The organism is Pseudomonas syringae CC1557 (assembly GCF_000452705.1).
Lineage (GTDB): Bacteria > Pseudomonadota > Gammaproteobacteria > Pseudomonadales > Pseudomonadaceae > Aquipseudomonas > Aquipseudomonas syringae_F.
Genome location: NZ_CP007014.1, coordinates 4,100,068 through 4,117,263, shown reverse-complemented (window position 1 = coordinate 4,117,263; position 17,196 = coordinate 4,100,068). Strand labels below are relative to the sequence as shown.

The following is a 17,196-nucleotide window of genomic DNA, read 5'->3' as shown; positions in this document are numbered from 1 at the left end:
TTGAACCTTTTGCACACGGCCAGACTTGGCCGCGCCCCGAAGACGGGGCGGGCGGCATCCAACTTCGCATGCCTCGGGCTTTTGATCGTTGCGTGTATTTTCCACTTACCGGCACTGGCTGCAGTGCTGCCCGCTAACAGCGTTTCTGCACCGGCAAGCCAGTCGGGCGCTTCGTCCCGGAGGGCGGACTTCAGAAACGCCGAAGTTTCTCCGCAGGCGCGCGACACTGCCAACTGGGTTGTGGACTCTGGCGACAATCAGGGGATGCCGTTCATCATCATCGACAAAATGCAGGCCCGGGTGCTGGTGTTCGATGCCCGTGGTCAGTTGGGCGGCACGGCCTCGGCGCTGCTGGGACTGGCCGTCGGCGATGACTCTGTGCCGGGCATCGGACAACGTAAGTTATCCAGCATTCTCCCCCATGAGCGCACCACCCCGGCAGGGCGTTTTGTGGCGTCACTGGCCCCCAATCTCAAGGGTGAAGAAATTCTCTGGGTGGATTATCAAAACGCTATCGCGATGCATCCTGTGGTGACCAGCAATCCAAAAGAGCACCGGGCCGAGCGTCTGGCATCGTCCCGTCTTCAGGACAAACGCATTTCTTATGGCTGCATCAATATACCGGCGGACTTCTACCACCGCTATGTCAGCCCAGCCTTCAGCGGTACCAATGGCGTGGTGTACGTGCTGCCGGAAACCCGTCCGAATGCAAGCGTGTTTACCTCGTACTATCAAGTCAAGTAACGCCTTTACCTGAGAGGACACTGGCCACCTGAACACTTCTACTGCCCTCTCCCAGGTGTTCCAACGCCTATTTGTGCTCATCCTCGACGATCGGCGCTTCGTCGCACCTCCGGCATCAGCGCTAACGCCACAAAAGCCAGCACTTACCCTGACCCGATAAAGATCGTCCTGTTCGCAGCCACGCTTGATGCGATTGAGGATATCGGCAAAGCCGATCAAGTCGATCATCCCAGGTGATGCCCGAACCAGAGGCGCGAGGCATGATGGGTAGCGTACTGGCAGGCATGGCCAAAAGCGCTGGCAAACATTATTGAATGTTGCCCCTCAACCGTGATCTATAACTTCCCGCGTTTTTGAATGTTGCGTGGCCGTCTTCATTGTTGTGACAGGTGGTCCCGGTACCCTGTTCCGGGCGTCGATTGGGGTCGCCGCTACGTACAAAAGATTCAGGAAAGGTAGAAATGGAAAAAGAGGCTTTTTTGAAACTGCTTGCCGCCGAAGGGTTCGGCACCGTCGTTGAAGTTGAGCGCGAAGCGTTTGGTACGCTGGACTCGCATGCCCACAACTTTGAGGCGATGGCGCTGGTTCTGCACGGTAGCCTCGTCATCCATAAATCTGATGGCGATTTCACCTACAACTCAGGAGATATTTTTCACCTGGAATGCAATGAACCCCATTCGGAAGTCTTTGGTGAAAATGGCGTACGGTACCTGGTGGGAAGAAAGTGACGAAGCTGGCATTTCAGCCTGGATTCAAGTGATGTCAGACGTACAGGAAAGACCATGTTCGAACATCTCGACCTCAACGCGCTGATCGCCGCCTACGGCTATTGGGTGATTTTCCTGGGTTGTTTGCTGGAAGGCGAAACAGTGTTGATCCTTGGCGGTATGGCGGCGCACCAAGGTACTCTGCAATTACTGGAAGTGATTGGCTGGGCCACGTTGGGCGGTATGCTAGGCGATCAGTTGCTATTCTGGACCGGTCGTTATTCCGGCGAGCGCCTGCTGCCCAAACTCAAGCGTCACCAATCTGCAATTAAGCGGGTCGAGGGTCTTATTCAACGCTACCCCACGACCTCTGTATTCGCTGTTCGCTTTCTCTACGGCATGCGTCTGGTAGGACCTATGGTCATAGGTGCAAGTGGCCTGTCACCCTGGCGTTTCGCCCTGATCAACGTGGTGAGCGCGGCAGTCTGGGCGACCCTGTTCGTCTGCGCCGGTTATTGGGCCGGGGAGGCTTTACAGCATCTATTCGGCGATCTGAAGCCCTATCGCCTGCCGATCTTCCTCGCGGCGGTAGCGCTGGTGACTCTTGCGGCATTGGCAAGGTATGTGCGCCGTCGAACCAAGGCATCGCATGATTGAAGCGGGGGCGTCGGCGTAACGGCAAGACGTCCTTCAGTGGCGGGCAGAAGCCCGTCTGTAATGGAACCGCTGCCTGCGCAGTGCTCGGCTGCTCTTCATTGGCGTGCAGGTCGGAATGAATGCCTCATCAAGCGGTTTCAGGAACGCCTCTCATCGGTGCCTGCTGAGTCAGAAACAGCTGTTAAATCAGTTTTTTGGCGCTAGAATCGGCGCGCCTTAAGAAGTCTGGCCGATATCCACCGGATATTAGCCGTAAGCCTTGGTACAGATGGCGCAGCCTCTGTCAGGCTTTTTTATTGCCTGTATTTCGGGTGTAAACTTGCCTTTCGCGCACTGGCGCTTTCAGGTCCCGTGAACATGACACAGATCTCCGAACGTTTCCTGGTGCAAGCGCATCTCGATGCCAAACAGCCCAGGACGTTGAGCCCGGCAGAGCAAGCGCGTTACCGTGCCGACATTGCTGCGGAACTCAAGAAGCAGGACGCCGTGCTGGTCGCTCACTATTACTGTGATCCGGTTATCCAGGCGCTCGCCGAGGAAACCGGTGGCTGCGTGGCCGACTCTCTTGAAATGGCGCGCTTCAGCAATAACCACGCGGCCAGCACTGTACTGGTGGCGGGTGTGCGTTTCATGGGGGAAACCGCGAAAATTCTCAACCCGGAAAAACGCGTATTTATGCCAACGCTCGAAGCCACCTGCTCGCTCGATGTGGGTTGCCCGGTCGACGAGTTTTCCGCTTTTTGCGACCAGCACCCGGAACGTACGGTGGTGGTGTATGCCAACACCTCGGCAGCGGTCAAAGCGCGCGCGGACTGGGTGGTGACCTCAGGCTGTGCGCTGGAGATCGTCGAAAGCCTGATGGACAACGGTGAGAAAATCATCTGGGCTCCAGACAAGCACCTGGGTCGCTACATTCAGCGTGAAACCGGCGCTGACATGCTGTTGTGGGACGGTGCCTGCATCGTCCACGAAGAGTTTAAATCCAAGCAGCTCGAAGACATGAAAGCCTTGTACCCCGAGGCTGCGATTCTGGTTCACCCGGAGTCGCCGGAAGCGGTCATTGAATTGGCTGACGTGGTCGGCTCCACCAGCCAGATGATTGCCGCAGCGCAACGCTTGCCCAACACGACATTCATTGTCGCGACGGATCGGGGCATTTTTTACAAGATGCAGCAGCTGTGCCCGGACAAGATCTTCATCGAGGCGCCTACGGCCGGCAACGGCGCTGCGTGCCGGAGTTGTGCACATTGCCCGTGGATGGCGATGAATACGCTTGAGCGCACCTTGCAGTGCCTGCGTGAGGGCAGTAACGAGATATTTGTCGACCCGGCGCTGATCCCCAATGCTGTACGCCCATTGCAGCGCATGCTGGACTTCACTCAGGCAGCGCGTTTGCGACAGGCAGGCAACGCCTGATAGCTCTAATGAAAAAGCCCGACTGAAGCGTCGGGTTTTTCATTGCCGGTCGTATCGGGCACCTCGCGCCGGACGATCAGTTCATCATGTCCTTGACCATCCGCTCCTGCTCGATCAGATCCTTTTGCCGCGCATCGATACGTGACGCCAGCTGAAAATTATTGGCCGCACGGCGTTTGGCGAAGTCCAGCTGCTGGATCGCCTGTCGAAAATCACCGACCAGCGCAAAGTACTCGGCGCGCGCCTGATGCAGGCCGATGGTATTGCCATTCAGGCCACGGGTTTCAGCCACGACGTACCAGATGTCCGGATCGTCCGGTCGCGTCTTCAGCAGTGCCTCAAGGCTTTTCTCGGCTTCGGCGGTGCGGTTCTGTTTGAGCAGCACGTCGATACGCACATCGTTGAGCGGATAATTGGCCGGATAAAGCGTCAGCATGCGATCCACTCGCTGCTGGGCATCTGCCAGTCGGTTATTGGTGATGTCCAGGTCGATCTGCGTCAGGTTGTAGGTAATGTCGTTTGGCGCTTTTTCGAGCAGTGGTTTGAGGGTTTCCCTGGCCTCGTTCAGTTGTCCGCCCTTGATCTGCGCGATGGCCAGGCCATAGCGCGCCGGATCGGATTTCGGGTTTTCGACCAGTTGCGCACGGAAGCGCTTGGCGGCGATGCCTGGGGTTTCTTCGTAGATCAGTGCCACGCGGGCGCGCATCAGTTGATACAGCAGGCTGTCTTCCTTGCCGCCTGGTTTGGCCTGCTCGGCACGGTTGCGTGTGTCGGCGATCCGCGACTCGCTGACCGGGTGAGTCAGCAGAAACTCTGGAGGCCTGGCGTCGAATCGATATTGGCGCATGAGGCGTTCGAACATGGTCGGCATGTTGCGCGGGTCATAACCTGCCTTCTCCAGGTTGAGAATGCCAATGCGGTCGGCCTCCTGCTCGTTCTGGCGCGAAAAGCGCCGTTGTTCCTGGATCGCGGCAGCCTGCGAGCCGGCGATGGCAGCAATACCGGCGTCACCAGCGCCTGCGGCTGCCATGACGATACCCGCCAGCATCGCGGCCATTACCGGCACCTGCATACGTTGCTGGGCTTCGATGCCTCTGGCGAAGTGGCGCTGCGACAAGTGAGCCAGTTCGTGAGCCAGTACCGAGGCGTACTCGCCCTCGGTCTGAGCATTGAGAAACAGGCCACCGTTGACGCCGATGATGCCGCCGGGTGCGGCAAAGGCGTTGAGTTGCGGGCTGTTGATCAGAATGAATTCAAGTCGTCGGTCCTGAACCTGGCTGGTCTCGGCAAGGCTGTAGACCGACGTTTCGACGTAGTCCTTGAGTTGCGGGTCCGACAGCTGCGCCACCTGGCTGCGCAGCAACCCCAGCCACGCGCGGCCCAGACGGTGCTCCTGTTCGGGGGAGACAATCGAGGAGCTGGCGTCACCAAGCGAGGGTAAGTCATCCGCCATGCCATGTGTAGCGAACAGGCAGGCGAGGGTGAGCAGGGTGGGGCGCAAAAAATTCATGCATGAAGCTCTTGTCAGAAGAACCTGTACTGTAGCTGGCTCAATGGCGTGCTGACCAGAGTGAGGTATTCTTGCCGCCTTGTTCGTCCTGCCTTTTCGGACCTGCTTTGTAATTCGATGTGTCCGCCTGGAGATTAACGATGTCTGACGCTGTAGTGCGCCCCGAGGCCTGTGACGCTGAACTGGATGCCAGTGGTCTCAACTGTCCATTGCCTTTGCTGAAAGCCAAGATGGAACTCAATCGTCTGGCCAGCGGTGCGGTGCTGAAAGTGATCGCAACCGACGCCGGCTCGCAGCGTGATTTTCGAACCTTTGCCAGGCTTGCCGGGCATGAGCTTTTACATGAAGAAGTCGATGCGGGTGTCTATCGCTTCTGGCTTCGCAAGGCCTGATCCGCCGACGCTATTTTTTCCGAAAAGGAAGTTTGATGTTCAACGTGCTTCGCAACTGGATGCAACGCTATTTCTCTGACGAAGAAGCGGTGGTGCTGGCGGTCTTGCTGGTTTTGGCCTTCACCCTGGTTCTGACCCTGGGTGGAATGCTGGCTCCGGTCCTGGCCGGTTTGGTGCTGGCGTTTCTGATGCACGGCCTGGTCAGCCTCCTGGAGCGCCTGCGAATGCCGGAGATGGCGGCTGTCGGCGTTGTGTTCACGTTATTCATCGGCGTACTGCTGGTGTTCCTGCTGGTGCTGGTGCCACTGCTCTGGCATCAGATGATCACGCTGTTCAACGAACTGCCGGGCATGTTTGCCAAATGGCAGTCGGTGTTGCTGTTGCTGCCGGAGCGCTACCCGCATCTGGTGTCCGACGAGCAGGTTCTGTTGGCCATCGAAGTGGCGCGGGGCGAAGTCGGGAAAGTCGGCCAACTGGCGTTGACGTTCTCGCTGTCCAGCCTGCCGGTGCTGGTCAACCTGATGATCTATCTGGTGCTGGTGCCGATCCTGGTGTTCTTCTTCCTCAAGGATCGACACATGATTGGTCGCTGGGCGCGAGGCTACCTGCCACGCGAGCGGGCGCTGCTCAATCGTGTGGCTGATGAGATGAAGCGCCAGATTGCCAATTACATCCGTGGCAAGGTCATCGAAATTTTCATCTGCGGTGGAGTGACCTACATTGCCTTCGTCGCGCTCGGGCTCAATTACGCTGCGCTACTGGCGATGCTGGTCGGCATATCGGTGGTCGTGCCGTATGTCGGCGCAGTGGTGGTGACAGTGCCAGTGGCGCTGATCGGTCTGTTTCAGTGGGGTTGGGGTGATCAATTCATCTATCTGATGATCGCCCACGGCATCATTCAGGCGCTGGATGGCAACGTTCTGGTGCCACTGCTGTTTTCCGAAGCGGTCAATCTGCACCCGGTCGCGATCATCTGCGCCGTCCTGCTGTTCGGAGGACTGTGGGGCTTCTGGGGGATCTTCTTTGCGATTCCGCTGGCAACCCTGTTCAAAGCCGTGCTCGACGCCTGGCCGCGCAATGAGCCACCGGTAGCGCCTCTGCTCTGAAGCTACGCTGCGGCGCCTTGCGCACCGCAGCGGTTGTCGGCATCAGCCCTTGTTGAGGGCTTCGGCCTGAGCCAGTACTTCAGCGACATGGCCAGGCACCTTCACGCTACGCCACTCCTGACGCAATACGCCTTCCTTGTCGATCAGGAAGGTGCTGCGATCAACGCCTAGGTATTCCTTGCCATACAGCTTTTTGAGCTTGATCACGTCGAACAGCTGGCAGAGGGCTTCGTCCTTGTCCGAAATCAGCTCGAACGGGAAGGACTGCTTGGTCTTGAAATTCTCGTGCGTCTTCAGGCTGTCGCGGGATACACCCAGCACGACCGTATTGGCGGCCTGAAAACTGGCGATATGATCACGAAAGTCCTGACCCTGGGTCGTACAGCCGGGCGTGTTGTCTTTCGGATAGAAATAAATCACCACCTGCTGACCCTTGAGTGCAGACAGGTTGATCGTCTGCCCGCTGGTCGCGGGTGCCTGAAAATCGGGAACCGGTTGATCTACTGTAACGGTCATGGGGACTCCTTACATTGGGGCTTGTGGGCGCCAGGGTTCGATCAGTGCGTCAAGATTGAGCGCGTCGGCAAAATCGAGAAACTGATCGCGCAACCAGCTGATTTGCGTACCGGCAGGCAGCGTGACGGTAAACGTCGCGTTGAGCATCGTGCCGCCCGTCTGTGGCGCCTGGTACGTATCGCAGATCAGGTTTTCCAGCTCGACGTTATGGTCGATGAAGAACTGGCACAGCTCATTGATGATATCCGGGCGGTAGGCCGAACTCACGTAAGCCACATAGGGCAGGGCCTCCGGACGGCTTTCCAGAGTGGCGCTGCGCACGACGCTGGTCGTGAACGCGTGCTTCTTGGAAAGCCCCGGCAAGCCGGTTTCAAGGCGTGCCAGAGCGTCCCAGCTACCGGAGACCTGAAGGATCAGCGCGCTGCACTCGCCATGGCGAGTCAGGCGCGAGGTCACTACCGAGCAACGGTTTTCATGGCTGGCACGGCACAGGACGTTGGTCAGCTCCATGGGGTTGGCGCCAAGGGCACTGATGACAAGGAATTGTTCGCGAACTGTGGGGGTGGACGACATGCAGCATTCCTAGACGATGAGCGGTCGGTACTTTTTCGGACCTGCGGGGCTGTTTCGACAATCGGTGTCGCAAGATATCGATCCGGGTCCCGGAGCGCCTGACCTGCATGGACATGCCATGACCAGGCTGGAGTGCACTGGAACGGGGCTTCTGGCGACAAATTCGACCGATTGAGCGAGGTGCGCAGATGACCAGTACCGATCAAAGGACGAAGGGTAGCGAAAACCATCGCTCAGGGGAATGCTCAGAGCGTGGTACTTCGCTTGTACAAGGCTGATAGCGCCAGTACCATTACCGCTCTCTTTTTCCGGCAGGAGCGGTTGCATGATTGCGGGCAGTATGGTGGCACTGGTCACACCAATGGATGCACAAGGTCGTCTTGACTGGGACAGCCTGAGCAAACTGGTTGACTTCCACTTGCAAGAGGGCACCAACGCCATTGTTGCCGTCGGCACCACCGGTGAATCGGCGACGCTGGATGTGAACGAACACATCGAAGTCATCCGCCGGGTCGTCGCTCAGGTTGCAGGTCGTATCCCGGTCATCGCCGGCACAGGCGCCAATTCGACGCGTGAAGCCGTCGAACTGACCACCAACGCCAAAAACGCGGGTGCCGACGCGTGCCTGCTGGTGACGCCTTACTACAACAAGCCGACCCAGGAAGGCTTGTTCCAGCATTTCAGCCACATCGCCAACGCCGTCGACATCCCGCAGATCCTCTACAACGTGCCGGGTCGTACAGCCTGCGACATGCTGCCAGAGACCGTTGCGCGTCTGTCGACCGTAAAAAACATCATCGGTATCAAGGAAGCCACTGGTAACCTGCAGCGCGCCAAGGACATCCTGGCCAGCGTCAGCAGCGATTTTCTGGTGTACTCCGGTGACGACGCCACGGCTGTCGAATTGATGCTGCTGGGCGGCAAGGGCAATATATCCGTCACCGCCAACGTTGCACCGCGCGCCATGAGCGAGCTGTGTGCGGCCGCGATGCGTGGCGATGCCGCGACTGCAAGAGCGATCCACGAGACGCTCATGCCGCTCAACAACACCCTGTTCATTGAATCCAACCCTATCCCCGTGAAATGGGCTTTGCATGAAATGGGTCTGATGCCAGACGGTATCCGTCTGCCGCTGACCTGGCTCAGCCAGGCCTGTCACGAACCGCTGCGTCAGGCCATGCGCCAGTCCGGCGTCCTGGTTTAATTGAGGAAGTATCACGCAATGAAGCGATTGGCCGGACTTTCCGCACTTGCTCTTATCATCTCCAGTACCAGCGGTTGCGGTTGGCTCTGGGGCGAAGATGGTTACTTCCGTGATCGCGGCAGCGATTACCTTCAAGCCACCCAGACCCCACCGATGCAGTTGCCCGCTGACGTCACTGGCGTCAAGCGTATGGATCCGTTGCTGCCGATCCCGCGCAACGTGGCTGACAGTGCTCAGAAAGAGGGCGAATATACGGTCCCTCGTCCTCAGCCGCTGGCCACGACTTCCGAGTCGAGTGATTTCAGCCTGCAGAAGAGCGGCGACGCACACTGGATTCTGGCGCAGCGCCAACCTGCCGAAGTCTGGCCGGTGGCCCACCAGTATTTTGAAGACAACGGTTTCCGCATCGCTGAAGAGCGTCCGCAGACTGGCGAATTCAGCTCCTCCTGGCAGCGTCTGGACGAACTGTCCGCTTCAGTTTCCAAGCGTCTGAGTGCTGCTGGTGTGGCCGCCGATGCCGAAACCCGCGTGCGGGTCCGTATCGAACCGGGCGTGCAGCGTAATACCAGTGAAGTCTATGTGGTCAGCGTCGAGCGTCCTGCCGGCAGCACTGCCGACGTAGCATTCCCGAACCGCACCACCAACCTGGGTCTTGACGCCGCACTGACGGACGATCTGCTCGCCAGCATGGGCCGTAACGCTGAAAAAGGCGGGTCGATCTCCCTGTTGGCTGCGCGTGACTACGACACTCCAAGCCGTGTCGCGCTCAGCGAAGATGGCAGCGGCAACCCGGTATTGAACCTGGGTGCCGATCTGGACCGCGCATGGTCGAGTGTCGGTCGTGCGCTGGATCAGGGCGATTGGCGTGTAGAAGACATCAACCGCAGCCTGGGTCTGTACTACATCAACCTGGCCGAAAAGGCGAAAACGCCTGACAACGAGCCCGGTTTCTTTGGTCGCCTGTTTGGCAGCAAGTCCAGCAAGGAAGAGATCGATGCCCGCGCCGAGCGTTATCAGGTTCGCCTGAGCAAGGTGGGTGACAACGTTCAAGTGACCGTCGAGAAGAACATCAATACCGTCGCGCCAGCAGATATTGCTCGCCGGGTGTTGAGTGTCATTCAAGACAACCTGGGTTAAGTGCGTTTCGCAGTTCTCGGCAGCGGCAGTCGTGGCAACGGCACGCTGGTCGCAAGCAACGATACGTACGTACTGGTCGACTGCGGTTTCTCCCTGCGGGAAACCGAGCGACGCCTCGCTCGTCTGGGCGTCGCGGCCAGCCAGTTAAGTGCCATTCTGGTAACCCACGAACATGCGGATCATGTGCATGGCGTTGGCTTGCTGTCGCGGCGCTACGATGTTCCGGTCTACCTCAGCAGCGGCACCTTGCGCGGGATGCGCAAGCCGGTCGAAGCGACGCGGTTGTTGGCGGGCGGGGAGAGTGTGCAGATCGGATCACTGGGCATCGATGTGGTGTCCGTTGCTCACGATGCACTTGAGCCGACGCAGTTTGTCTTCAACGACGGCAAACGCAAATTCGGCCTGCTGACTGATCTGGGCTCTTACTGTTCCAACGTGCTGCAGCGTTATCAGGGTCTGGATGCCTTGATGATCGAGGCCAACCACTGTCGCGACATGCTTGCCCGAGGTCAGTACCCGGTCTTCCTCAAGCAGCGCGTCGGTTGTGAAACAGGGCATTTGAACAATCATCAGGCCGCCAGCCTGGTGAGCGAACTGGGATGGCAGGACCTTCAGCACCTGGTGCTGGCGCATCTCAGCAGCAAGAACAACCTGCCGCATCTGGCCCGACAATGTTTTGTCGACACCCTCGGATGCGACCCGGACTGGCTGCAACTGGCCGACCAAGATTCAGGGCTCGACTGGCGACATATCGCCTAGCCCAACTACTTAGCAAGCGGAGCCCATCATGGAAAAACGTGAAGAACTCTACCGCGGCAAAGCCAAGTCGGTTTACAAGACCGACGACGCTGACCGCTTGATCCTGCTGTTCCGCAACGACACCTCGGCGTTCGACGGCAAGCGCATCGAACAGCTCGACCGCAAAGGCATGGTGAACAACAAGTTCAACGCCTTCATCATGCAGAAACTTGAAGAGGCGGGCGTTCCGACCCAATTCGACAAGCTGCTGGGCGACAATGAGTGCCTGGTCAAGAAACTGGACATGATCCCGGTCGAGTGCGTAGTGCGTAACTACGCCGCTGGCAGCCTGGTCAAGCGCCTGGGCATCGAAGAAGGCACCAGGCTCAATCCGTACACATTCGAGCTGTTCCTCAAGGACGATGCCAAGGGCGACCCGTTCATCAACGAATCCCACGTCGTGGCATTCGGCTGGGGCACCGCCGAGCAACTGGTTCGCATGAAAGAACTGTCGATCAAGGTCAACGAAGTCCTGACCAAACTGTTCGACGAAGCCGGCTTGCTGTTGGTCGACTTCAAACTGGAGTTCGGCGTATTCCACGGTGAAATCGTCCTCGGCGACGAATTCAGCCCGGACGGCTGCCGCCTTTGGGACAAAGACACCCGCAAGAAAATGGACAAGGATCGCTTCCGCCAGGGTCTGGGCGACGTTATCGAAGCCTACGAAGAAGTCGCAAACCGTCTGGGCGTGCCGCTGTAAGCGGAAAAAACACGCAAGCGCTTGATAGCACGAAAAAAATCAGCGGAAGGGCTTCGCCTTCCGTGCTGATGCTGTTATGATTCGCGCCGTTGGAGAGATGCCAGAGTGGCCGAATGGGACGGATTCGAAATCCGTTGTACCTTCACCGGTACCTAGGGTTCGAATCCCTATCTCTCCGCCATTATTTATCCTCAAAGCCCCGCAATGCGGGGCTTTTTGGTTTCCAGGATTTGATGATCCTCAGCTCAGTCTCCCACTTCTATCCTGAGAGACGACTTTCACCGTGAGGCCAACCGAGGCAACGCTCGAACGCGGCGCCTCGGCCAGTGGGTCAAGCGCGGTAAGGCGCGTAGTCGATGTAGCCGTGCGCATCGCCACCGTAGTAGCTGTCACGGTCCGGGGTGGTCAGCGGCCAGCCGTTTTTCAGCCGGGCGACCAGGTCGGGGTTGCCGATGAAGGGCTGGCCAAACGCAGCCAGGTCGATCAGGTTTTCCTCCAGCAGCGCATCAGCGCGTTCGCGGGTCATGTCGCCGGCGAGGATCAGCGCGGTGTCGCCCAGTTCGGCCTTGCAGTGCTTGAGCAGTTTGCGTAGTGCCTGCTCCTGCGCCGCCGAGCTTTGTTCGGCCATGAAGAAGTGCGTCTGGTCCATGACGTGTACGTAGGCGATGCCGCGTTCGCGCATGCCTGCACACAGCGCCGAGTAGGTTTCGTCGATCTCTGGGTAGAGCGGCATGTCGAACAGCTGGCCATAGGGCGAGATGCGGATACCAACGCGGTCGGCACCGATTCTGGCGCAGGCGGCATCGACCACTTCGAAGACGAAGCGCAGGCGGTCTTGCAGGTTGCTCGCGCCGTACTGATCGGTGCGGTCATTGACCCGCGGGTTGATGAATTGCTCCAGCAGGTAACCATTGGCGCCGTGAATTTCCACGCCGTCGAAACCGGCGTCGATCGCATTCTGCGCGGCCTGGGCGAAATCCTCGACGACTCGCGCCACTTCTTCGGTGGTCAGCGGGCGCGGCACGGAGGTTGGCACAAAGCCGGGTTCGCCGTCTTCGCCATAGCCGAACGCAACTGCGCCCTGCGCTTGTTTGGTGGTGGCACTGACCGGTGCTTTGCCGTCGATCTGGATCGAGGTGTGGGACACCCGGCCAACGTGCCAGATCTGCGCGAACATGCGGCCGCCGACGCTGTGGACGGAGTCGGTCACCAGCTTCCAGCCCTGTATCTGCTCCGGGGTGTAGATGCCTGGGTTGAACAGGTAGCCCTGGCCTTCGCGGGAGATCGGCGTACCTTCCGAAACGATCAAGCCAGCGGTGGCACGCTGGGTGTAGTGCAAGGCGATCTGTTCGGTGGCGATGTCCTGGGGCGCGCGCGAGCGGGTCATGGGCGCCATGACCACGCGATTGCTGAGGGTCGTGTTGCCGAGTTTGAATTCGTTGAACAGCGTCAAGGCAGTCTCTCCTGTGAATGGGATCAAAAGGGCAATGAAGACAGCGGCCTTGGGGAAGGCCGCTGTCAGCGGATTACTGCCGACGCATCATCAGCAGCGCAACGATCACGGCCAACGCGGCAATCAGGGTAGCGATGACGCCAATCGAAGCGATGCCGAAGTGGCCTATACCGACGCCACCGATAATGGCGCCCAGGCCGATGCCGGCATTGGCGGCAGAAATGTTCATGGTCGCGGCCAGCGCCTGAGCCTGCGCCCCGGCCTGCATGACCCGCACCTGGCAGACCACGAACAGCGCGGTGTAACCGATACCCCACGCCATCAGCGCGACGATCAACCAGATGTGATAAGGCGCCAGTGGTACCGCCGCAACCATGCCTGCCCCGGCAAGCACCAGGAACACCACCGTCGCGAGGAGCGGCTTGCGGTCTACCATGCTACCGCCCAGGTGATTACCGACCATACCGATCGCACCGAAGCCCATTAGCCACCAGCCAACCTGTCCTGCCGGGATGTTGCCCAGACGTTCAAGGATGTCTGCCAGATAGGTGTAGGCAGTGAAGAGCGCGGTGAAGGTCAGAATCGACAGCAGCAAGTGGGCCAGAAAACGCGGTTGGCGCAGGATCGCTGTTTGCTTCTGATCAGGATGCGACCCGGCGGATACCGGCAGCTTCGGCATCACCAGATGCATCAGCACGCCGATGAAAAAGGAAGTCGCGGCCAGGATCCAGAAGCTCCCGCGCCAGCCGACCGAATCGGCAGCCAAAGTGCCCAGTGGCACGCCGAACACCAGCGCCGCGGTGATACCCAGGTATACGCGGCCTACCGCCTTGCCCGATTGGCCAGGGCTTGCCAATTGTCCGGCAGTTTCACTGGCGGTACCCCAGAACACCGGCAGGGCCAAGGCCGGGATAAAGCGCGCCAGCGCCAGCACCCAGATGTTGGTGGAGACCGCCGCCAGCACATTGGAGGCGGCAAACACCATAAGAATCAGGGTGAAGAGCTTTTTGCGTTCAACGTGGGCCAGCTTGGCTGTAAGTACAGGCCCGAACAACATGACAGTGAAGGCGAACAGGGTGACGACCTGTCCAGCAAGAGCAATTGAAATGTTCAGATCACGGGACAAGGCCGGTAGAAGGCCGACGATCAGAAACTCAGTGGTCACGATAATAAAAGCCGCGATCGCCATGATCAGGATTGATAGCCCCGAGCGTGAGGTTTCGGCCGATGCCAGTGCGGCGCTGGCCGTAGATGAGGACTGCATGATGCTTAACTCCAAACAGGTTTTGGCATAGTCTATTGGAGAAATGATGTTTTATTTTGGCCGGTTTCTATCAAGTGAGTGGAATGAAATTCAATAATCGGAGTGCCTATGTTTTCGTCTGAGCGCCTCAAGGGTATCGATGTGTTTGTCATCGTCGCCGACATGGGCAGCTTCACAGCCGCAGCTGAGCGGTTGAACCTGACCAACTCGGCGATCAGCAAGAGCATTGCGCGATTGGAGGGGCGTCTGCGCACCCGGCTGTTTGAGCGCACCACGCGTCGGTTGTCGCTCACCGAAGCAGGGGAAACCTTCTACCGTACCTGCACAACGGTCCTTTCGGATCTGGAGGAAGTCGAGATTGCGCTGACTTCAATCCACACCGAGCCACAGGGCAAGGTGCGCATTGATTTGCCTGCTTCGTATGGACGTTTACATGTCCTGCCGTTGATTCTTGATTTCATGAAGCAGCACCCGAGGTTGCAGCCCCATGTGTCTTTTTCCGATCGGTACGTCGACCCGGTGCACGAGGGCATCGATATCGTCGTCAGGATCGGAGGTTCAGATGCCTGGCCTGCCTCGATAGGTCACCAGTTTTTTGGAACCCAGAAGCTGATCTTCTGCGCGGCGCCCGAGTATGTGAAGCAACATGGCGAGCCCAAAACGGTGTCAGACCTCGATGCTCACCAGTGTATCGGCTATGGGCAAAATGACGGGATGGCCATCCCTTGGTATTTCAAGGGCCGCCAACCCGGGGATAGGGAGCGCAGGATCATGCATCCGCACATTGCCGTGGGAGACGGAGAAGGTGAGGTGATGGCGGTATTGGCAGGGCTCGGCATCGCTCAGCTACCGACTTGGCTGGCCCAGGTGCATCTGAATAGCGGCAGGCTGGTGGAGGTGCTGCCGGATCAAGCTACCGAAGGCCTTCCCATGAATCTTGTCTGGCTTCGAAGCCGCGAGGCGCTGCCAAAAGTCAGTGCTCTGGTTGCCTACCTGGGAGCCAATCTCACGCCTGCCGGGCGTGTTGATCGCGGCCTGAATAATCTTTGAATCGAGATGACGAACCCGGTGACAAAAGGCTCGCGCAACGACGCAGCGGAGAGTGCCCAGAAGCGCGAAGCTGTGCCTGTCTCCTCAGTCTGGTGTTATGGAAAATTCGGGGAGAATGTGCTCCTGGAGTTCATCGATCACTTCCAGAGATGGGCGCCGCGTGGGCTTGAGGTTCAATGCGACATGATTGATTCCGGCTTCGCGTTGCCGAGAGAAGAAGTCTTTCAGCGCCTGTCGACCGCCCCGTAGCACTCGCCCCGTTTGTAGTGGCGCGTCAGGATTGGCGTCGAGGTCGAACATTGCGCCGTAGCCGAAAGGGACAAATCCCCTGGAAGCGGTTGCTTCACGCCAATGTGGTACAGCCTCTGGCATGCGTAGCGCGTCTCCGTGCCAGATCCATGCATCTACATGTGCCGCAAGCCACTCCAGGCTCTGTCCGGCACGACCGATGGCAATGATAGGGACCCGTTGAGCTGCGGGTTTTGGCACCAGATCGATATCGCCCCGCAGCTGGCCGAAATGCTCTGTCTTCAGGCGCGGAAATGACTCTGAAAGCAGCGTTTTGACCAGCGTTACCGCTTCCTGATAGCGTTGAGCCCGGCTCGCAAAGTCGACGCCGAAAGCCGGGTACTCTGTTGCCCGGTCACCCGAAGCCATGCCAGCGAGAAAGCGGCCTCCCAAGAGTTGGTCCGCCGTAGCGATCTGCTTGGCGGTGATCACCGGCTCTCGCAACGGGCTGACGATGCCTGCGGTGCCGATGGCGATTCGAGTCGTGAGCGCTGCCAGCCAGCCAGCGTAGACCATTGGATCAAGGACCTGGCCGGTGTCGCCAAATGACGGATCGTAAAACGGCACATCCCGCAGCCACAGCGCCGCAGCATCGCTCTGATCAAGACGCTGCACTATCTCGGCCTGATCTTCCAGGCTTGGAAAAGGGCCGTCAGGATAGCCTCGCGCGGGCGAGATGAATCCGATGGTCAACTGATCAGGCTGGAATGTACAGCTGAACGCCGTATGGTTCTCTAGGCCGAGCGATTGATTTTTCTGAATCATCCCTTTTACTCCGTTTCGGAAATAGACCGCTCGATTCTATAGGTGACCTCCAGGCTAATCGCAGATCTTTTGGATCATTAATGATGAAAAAAAATCACGAATATTGTCTCTCCAGCCTTGCCTGCAACGGCGTTGATCGCGCGGTTCTCCCATGAAGCGCTGAGTCATCTGGAAGGGCGCTCGCCTCTAAGGTAAGGACGGCGAAACCATGGGGCTCTTTGCCCGACTCCATCGTCCCGTCGAAAACTAATCAGCCCCCTCGGTTTCGCTTTCCCCCGATCTGATCTATACCTTGGGTTCAACGTTTTGTGAGGCGAGGAGCTATCTGATGTCGGACGTAGATCAAGTGCAAAAGTCGCAACCTTCCCCCAGTCAGAGCCACGATGATGTGATCGCCCAGCTCAAGTGGCAGGGCAAACAGATCGACTGGCTGCTGCAGTGGCTGGTCAAGTTTGTGGCCAACACAAAGGTAGAGATGGGCGTGACGCTGTCGGTGGGCGGGAATCTGGTTTCCGGGCACCTTATTTCCCATGACACGTATTTCGAGCAATTGGCCGAAGACATTTCTGCACCGTTCAGCCAGTTCAGCAACGGCACCGATGCGTCCATGAAGGAGATGATCCTTTCTTTTAAACCGGGCGAGTCGACTGAAGACACGCCTGCCTTCCACTTCATTCATTTGAAGGACTGTCGGACCTATTCCACAGATGGCAATCCGATCTGTGACACGCGCGTTTTGTGGCGCGGCAGGATTTCTGCCGTTGATGGTTTCACCATTGGCCTCATTGCCGAAAAACCTGGCGTATCCTGATGGCCCAGGGCCCTGGCGATGGTCGGGGCTTTTCTCTCTCAATCTGACGGCACCTTCCAGCCCGCGATGACCAATCGCTGGCCGCCCAGGCTTGTCTGCGCCACC

18 protein-coding genes, 1 tRNA gene and 1 pseudogene are annotated in these 17,196 nt (G+C 58.5%); 13 read left to right on the top strand and 7 right to left on the bottom strand.

All coding sequences use genetic code 11. The features are described from left to right. A complete protein-coding gene (locus N018_RS28145) occupies positions 1-744 on the top strand; it encodes a hypothetical protein (RefSeq protein WP_229631119.1) in 744 nt (247 codons plus the stop codon). A 156-nt stretch (positions 745-900) separates the two neighbouring features. Here N018_RS28145 and N018_RS27530 read toward each other — a convergent pair. Further along, positions 901-1,013, bottom strand: a pseudogene (locus tag N018_RS27530) (PFL_4669 family integrating conjugative element protein); the annotation flags it as partial. Positions 1,014-1,205: 192 nt separating this feature from the next. Here N018_RS27530 and N018_RS18120 point away from each other — a divergent pair. From N018_RS18120 to nadA, 3 genes are all read left to right on the top strand, one after another. Further along, complete coding sequence (locus N018_RS18120; protein WP_025390407.1) at positions 1,206-1,472, top strand: cupin domain-containing protein; 267 nt, start codon at positions 1,206-1,208, stop codon at positions 1,470-1,472. A gap of 54 nt (positions 1,473-1,526) precedes the next feature. Continuing rightward, positions 1,527-2,108, top strand: a complete 582-nt coding sequence (locus tag N018_RS18115) for a DedA family protein (protein WP_025390406.1) — start codon at positions 1,527-1,529, stop codon at positions 2,106-2,108. Positions 2,109-2,465: 357 nt separating this feature from the next. After that, the gene (nadA, locus tag N018_RS18110; protein ID WP_025390405.1) at positions 2,466-3,524 is read left to right on the top strand and encodes a quinolinate synthase NadA; all 1,059 of its coding nucleotides are present in this window, start codon (positions 2,466-2,468) and stop codon (positions 3,522-3,524) included. Positions 3,525-3,600: 76 nt separating this feature from the next. Here the strand turns inward: nadA and N018_RS18105 are convergent, their stop codons facing one another. Further along, the gene (locus N018_RS18105) at positions 3,601-5,034 is read right to left on the bottom strand and encodes a M48 family metalloprotease (protein ID WP_025390404.1); all 1,434 of its coding nucleotides are present in this window, start codon (positions 5,032-5,034) and stop codon (positions 3,601-3,603) included. A gap of 140 nt (positions 5,035-5,174) precedes the next feature. Here N018_RS18105 and N018_RS18100 point away from each other — a divergent pair, with 140 nt between their 5' ends. Together N018_RS18100 and N018_RS18095 are read left to right on the top strand one after the other, a co-directional pair. Continuing rightward, positions 5,175-5,426: a sulfurtransferase TusA family protein gene (locus N018_RS18100; RefSeq protein WP_024644461.1), complete on the top strand. Its 252-nt coding sequence runs from the start codon at positions 5,175-5,177 to the stop codon at positions 5,424-5,426. A gap of 35 nt (positions 5,427-5,461) precedes the next feature. Then, positions 5,462-6,532, top strand: a complete 1,071-nt coding sequence (locus tag N018_RS18095) for an AI-2E family transporter (RefSeq protein WP_024644462.1) — start codon at positions 5,462-5,464, stop codon at positions 6,530-6,532. Between the two features lie 42 nt (positions 6,533-6,574). Here the strand turns inward: N018_RS18095 and N018_RS18090 are convergent, their stop codons facing one another. Both N018_RS18090 and N018_RS18085 read right to left on the bottom strand, forming a co-directional pair. Beyond that, complete coding sequence (locus N018_RS18090) at positions 6,575-7,048, bottom strand: peroxiredoxin (RefSeq protein ID WP_025390403.1); 474 nt, start codon at positions 7,046-7,048, stop codon at positions 6,575-6,577. Between the two features lie 9 nt (positions 7,049-7,057). Then, positions 7,058-7,621: a glycine cleavage system protein R gene (locus N018_RS18085; protein ID WP_024644464.1), complete on the bottom strand. Its 564-nt coding sequence runs from the start codon at positions 7,619-7,621 to the stop codon at positions 7,058-7,060. A 325-nt stretch (positions 7,622-7,946) separates the two neighbouring features. Between N018_RS18085 and dapA the strand changes: the two genes are divergently transcribed. The 5 genes from dapA to N018_RS18060 all read left to right on the top strand — a co-directional run bounded on the left by dapA (position 7,947) and on the right by N018_RS18060 (position 11,641). Then, entirely contained in the window at positions 7,947-8,825 is an 879-nt protein-coding gene (dapA, locus tag N018_RS18080; RefSeq protein ID WP_024644465.1) for a 4-hydroxy-tetrahydrodipicolinate synthase, read from the top strand. A gap of 18 nt (positions 8,826-8,843) precedes the next feature. After that, the gene (gene bamC / locus N018_RS18075) at positions 8,844-9,962 is read left to right on the top strand and encodes an outer membrane protein assembly factor BamC (RefSeq protein WP_024644466.1); all 1,119 of its coding nucleotides are present in this window, start codon (positions 8,844-8,846) and stop codon (positions 9,960-9,962) included. Then, positions 9,963-10,721, top strand: coding sequence for an MBL fold metallo-hydrolase (locus N018_RS18070; RefSeq protein ID WP_025390402.1), 759 nt, complete (start codon positions 9,963-9,965; stop codon positions 10,719-10,721). A gap of 28 nt (positions 10,722-10,749) precedes the next feature. Continuing rightward, complete coding sequence (gene purC, locus N018_RS18065; RefSeq protein ID WP_025390401.1) at positions 10,750-11,460, top strand: phosphoribosylaminoimidazolesuccinocarboxamide synthase; 711 nt, start codon at positions 10,750-10,752, stop codon at positions 11,458-11,460. Positions 11,461-11,551: 91 nt separating this feature from the next. After that, positions 11,552-11,641, top strand: a tRNA-Ser gene (locus N018_RS18060). A gap of 150 nt (positions 11,642-11,791) precedes the next feature. Here the strand turns inward: N018_RS18060 and N018_RS18055 are convergent. Beyond that, positions 11,792-12,913, bottom strand: a complete 1,122-nt coding sequence (locus tag N018_RS18055) for an alkene reductase (protein WP_025390400.1) — start codon at positions 12,911-12,913, stop codon at positions 11,792-11,794. A 73-nt stretch (positions 12,914-12,986) separates the two neighbouring features. Then, positions 12,987-14,177: an MFS transporter gene (locus N018_RS18050; protein ID WP_025390399.1), complete on the bottom strand. Its 1,191-nt coding sequence runs from the start codon at positions 14,175-14,177 to the stop codon at positions 12,987-12,989. A gap of 108 nt (positions 14,178-14,285) precedes the next feature. Here N018_RS18050 and N018_RS18045 point away from each other — a divergent pair, with 108 nt between their 5' ends. Then, positions 14,286-15,227: a LysR family transcriptional regulator gene (locus N018_RS18045; RefSeq protein ID WP_025390398.1), complete on the top strand. Its 942-nt coding sequence runs from the start codon at positions 14,286-14,288 to the stop codon at positions 15,225-15,227. A gap of 84 nt (positions 15,228-15,311) precedes the next feature. On the opposite strand, the gene N018_RS18040 is transcribed toward N018_RS18045, so the two are convergent. Further along, positions 15,312-16,280 (bottom strand): LLM class oxidoreductase, encoded by a 969-nt coding sequence (locus N018_RS18040; protein ID WP_038401430.1) that lies wholly within the window; start codon positions 16,278-16,280, stop codon positions 15,312-15,314. A 328-nt stretch (positions 16,281-16,608) separates the two neighbouring features. Between N018_RS18040 and gvpU the strand changes: the two genes are divergently transcribed. Continuing rightward, complete coding sequence (gene gvpU, locus N018_RS18035) at positions 16,609-17,091, top strand: gas vesicle accessory protein GvpU (RefSeq protein WP_024644473.1); 483 nt, start codon at positions 16,609-16,611, stop codon at positions 17,089-17,091. The last annotated feature ends 105 nt before the right edge of the window (positions 17,092-17,196 follow it).